This window comes from Mesorhizobium sp. 1M-11, assembly GCF_001303895.1.
Lineage (GTDB): Bacteria > Pseudomonadota > Alphaproteobacteria > Rhizobiales > Rhizobiaceae > Mesorhizobium.
In genome coordinates this window covers 1-3298 of sequence record NZ_LJSD01000039.1, presented here as the reverse complement: position 1 = coordinate 3298, position 3298 = coordinate 1, and the positions used below count along the sequence as shown (strand labels likewise).

Below are 3298 nucleotides of genomic sequence, written 5' to 3'. Positions count from 1 at the left end.
AACGGCAACATGCTCTCGCGCAGCCGGGTCTCGGGCAGCTATGTGTATCCAGCAGCAACGGCACAGCGCCCGCATGCGCCGTTGAGTGTCGGTTCGCGGTCCTTCGCCTATGACGCTAATGGCAACACCTCATCGGACGGCATCCGTACCCTGGTCTGGGACGAAGCGAACCGGCTGACGACGGTCACGCAGGCCAACGGCACGACAAGCTATGCCTACGGTCCTGATGGTGCGCGGGTGAAGAAGAGCTCTTCCTTCGGCACCACGCTTTATCCGAGCGCCGATGTCGAGATCGATCCGGCGACACCTGGGGCGGAGAAATACACCCGCTACCCACATGCCGACATCAAGATCGTGAACGGGGCGAAGTTCTTCCTGCATCGCGATCACCTGGCATCGGTGCGCTTCGTCACCGATGCTGATGGCGCAGTCGTCGAAAGTACCGGCTATGCGGCCTATGGCGAGCGCCTGAACTCCGGCTTCCAGACCCAGAAGAGCTATATCGGCGAGCGCTTCGATCCGGAGACCGGTCTGCTCTATCTCAACGCCCGCTACATGGATCCGACGCTCGGACGGTTCATCTCGCCCGACGACTGGGATCCGACACTGCCGGGCGTCGGGACCAATCGGTACGCGTATTCCGAAAATGATCCAATCAACAAGAGCGATCCGAATGGACATGCTGGGATTGTCGAAGCACTTGGTCGGGATCCTCGCGCACGAGCTATTGAACTGGGTGGAGCTATGGCCGGCATGGCCGCGCTCGCGCTTGCACAAGGGGGCATTACCCACGCGATAGTCAGTAATCCTCCAGATCTCGGAATAGCTCCGAGTGCTGTTGAAAGTGCAAGCACGCACGCAAAGACATGGGATACCTACCGGGAAGTGCAGGCGCAAAACAGCGCAGCAAGCAAGCTCGACAACCAAAACAGGCAGGCGCATCACACGGTTCAGGACGCTGCAGTGCGCGACCTTAGCCGCTACAGCAGAAACAAGGCCCCATCAGTTTCCTTGTCGGCGCAAGCCCACTACGCTGCGACGGTCACTCAGAGGGAAACAACCATACAGCGAGGAACTCTGGCTGCCGAGTATCAAGTGGCCTATTCTGCGTTGCTATCAGCGGGTCTTTCCCCCGCAGAAGCGAGGCAGAAAGTTAAAGAAGCGAAAGCCTATTTTGACTCGCTGGGATACGGTCCCAATACGCCCACAAGGACGCCCGGAGACAAAGACAAAAAAAGTGGCTCAGATTCAGATTCCTCGAAAGGTCAAAATTCTAAACCAAGTAAACCAAATAGCCCGCGAGCTCCTTGAGTTTCAATAAGATTGAACTGGTTTACGAAAAAGGTAAATTGAATATGGTTGATGTTTATCCTCTAGAGAAAATTAGAATTGATGAGATAATTAGCTCGGCTAAACGTCGCTCCTGGGAGGGTTTCAAGAAGCTTACGGACGTTCCATTTATAAACGAGTCTTCGATGCGAGAGCAGTTCGAGGACTCGTCAAATAGGATGGCTGTTGCCAAGGGTGATCTAGATATCAGCGTAGTTGCTAAAGAGGTTGGGGATGGAACAAGGGCAATATTTACGACGATTATTTCGGAATCAGATGGACTCAATTTGATTCTTACGATGCACAACTCCGGAAATGCAGACGTTCCGGAGTTTGCTATCTGGAATTTCCACCAGAATTTGGATTTGAATTCGTTGTTTGATTGACGGTTTGGTAGAAGGCGATGGCTCATGCCCGCAAGGCGTATGAGGGGAGCCAGCGTCGGACGTGCTAGGCTCTGGCGATCGATCGTTCGACGGTGCGCTACACCAACATCCTTCCGGACGACGTTCCGCTGCGCGAGGCGATGAAGGCTGTGGCGGTTAGAGCGGCGACGGTTCGGTTATCTCAGGATCCACGCATGCTGGACCAGCAGGGGCATCGTGATGAACCAGAAGAAGTTGCGGCGTACCTCTACCGGAAGGAGAAACTGCAGATGCGCCGGCTCGGCGGCAGCAACGAACGCTGGGCACATGCAGACCGGGTGCTCGTTCAGGATCGCGCCTTCGTCCGTTAGAGCTTGAACGTCGTCTCCTACACCTTACCGACCGCCGTCGCTTCCCGGTGCTCGCAGCGGTTGACGACAATATGCAGGAGTGTCTGGCACTGATTGCGAAAAGAGAATTTTTAACGCTTCAATAGTTGGAGGGCCTATCAGCACCCACGTGCCCTGGAACCACAAACAATAGGTCGCTGTAGCGCTTCTGTTTCTGCTTCAGCAAGAATCTGTGCACATTTGTTACTGGCATAACACCTTCGTCATGTGCGTATGAGTGGCCTTAGCTAACTTCCGCTCAACCGGACACGGAGGGGCTGATGAGTCGGTTGTGGCTTTGCGCGGCGTTTGTCGTCGCGGGGTTTTTCGGTGCGAGCAGTTTCGGGCTTCCGGATGGATATGGCGGCCAGGCTTTTGCGCAGACGCAGCCCGGGACGGCATCGAGCGGCACCTCCACGATCTCAGGCAGCGGTGGCTTCGGCAATGGCGGTGCAGGCTTTGGAGCGGCGGCAGACGGCAAGGCCACAGATGGCAAGTCAGGCGGATCGGCGGCAACATCGTCAGCCAAGGATGGCAGTGGCGATGGGCTGAAGGCAGGAACCGGCGGGCAGGCCGATGGCAAGGCCTCTGCCCAGGATCGCAATCCTGACGCGGCTTCCAAGATCGGCAATGGTTCGACCAACACGGCCGAAGACAAGGCCACGAGCGACAAAAGTGGAGATGCCGCCAAGGCGGATGCGAAGGCGGCGGCTCCGGAAGCTGCTGCGGCCATGGCTGCAGCAACCTCAGCCAGCGGCACGGTCGGCCAGGATCCGGAAGCGATCGGAGCGCCCGCCAAGGTGGACCTGCCCAACCGGGCCTCGAATGGCAGCCTCGGTTATTCGATCGACATCGATGTGCCGGCCTTCCGCGGTCTCGAGCCGAAGCTGTCGCTGACCTACGATTCCTCCCGCAAGACCAAGCTCGGCGGGCTCTACCAGGGCTGGCTGGGCTATGGCTGGGGGCTGGACGGCATCGATGTGATCGAGCGGGCAAGCCCCGGCTATGGCATGCCGATGTTCGACAGCTCCGATGTGTTCCTGCTCAACGGCATGCCGCTGGTTGCCTGCGGCCCCGGCGTGTCCTCGCCTTCGTGCACGGCAGGCGGCACCCATGCCACCGAGAACGAATCCTATCGGCGTATCAAGCTGCTCGGATCGGAATACAGCAGATACTGGGAAGTCACAGACCGTGACGGAACGGTCTCGACCTTCA

4 protein-coding genes are annotated in these 3298 nt (G+C 57.8%); all 4 read left to right on the top strand.

The genetic code is table 11. The features are described 5' to 3' along the window. A partial coding sequence (locus AO692_RS17535; RefSeq protein ID WP_280138638.1) for an RHS repeat-associated core domain-containing protein occupies positions 1-1311 on the top strand: 1311 nt, incomplete at its 5' end. A gap of 44 nt (positions 1312-1355) precedes the next feature. Next, positions 1356-1715 (top strand): hypothetical protein, encoded by a 360-nt coding sequence (locus tag AO692_RS17530; protein ID WP_054311350.1) that lies wholly within the window; start codon positions 1356-1358, stop codon positions 1713-1715. A gap of 92 nt (positions 1716-1807) precedes the next feature. After that, complete coding sequence (locus tag AO692_RS32825) at positions 1808-2065, top strand: hypothetical protein (protein WP_152979873.1); 258 nt, start codon at positions 1808-1810, stop codon at positions 2063-2065. 299 nt (positions 2066-2364) lie between these two features. Continuing rightward, positions 2365-3298 (top strand): SpvB/TcaC N-terminal domain-containing protein (locus AO692_RS17525; protein ID WP_054311349.1); only part of this gene is annotated, 934 nt, incomplete at its 3' end.

Coding starts and splice junctions, on each gene's coding strand:
- AO692_RS17530 (WP_054311350.1), top strand. CDS start 1,356: ATGGTTGATGTTTATCCTCTAGAGAAAATTAGAATTGATGAGATAATT.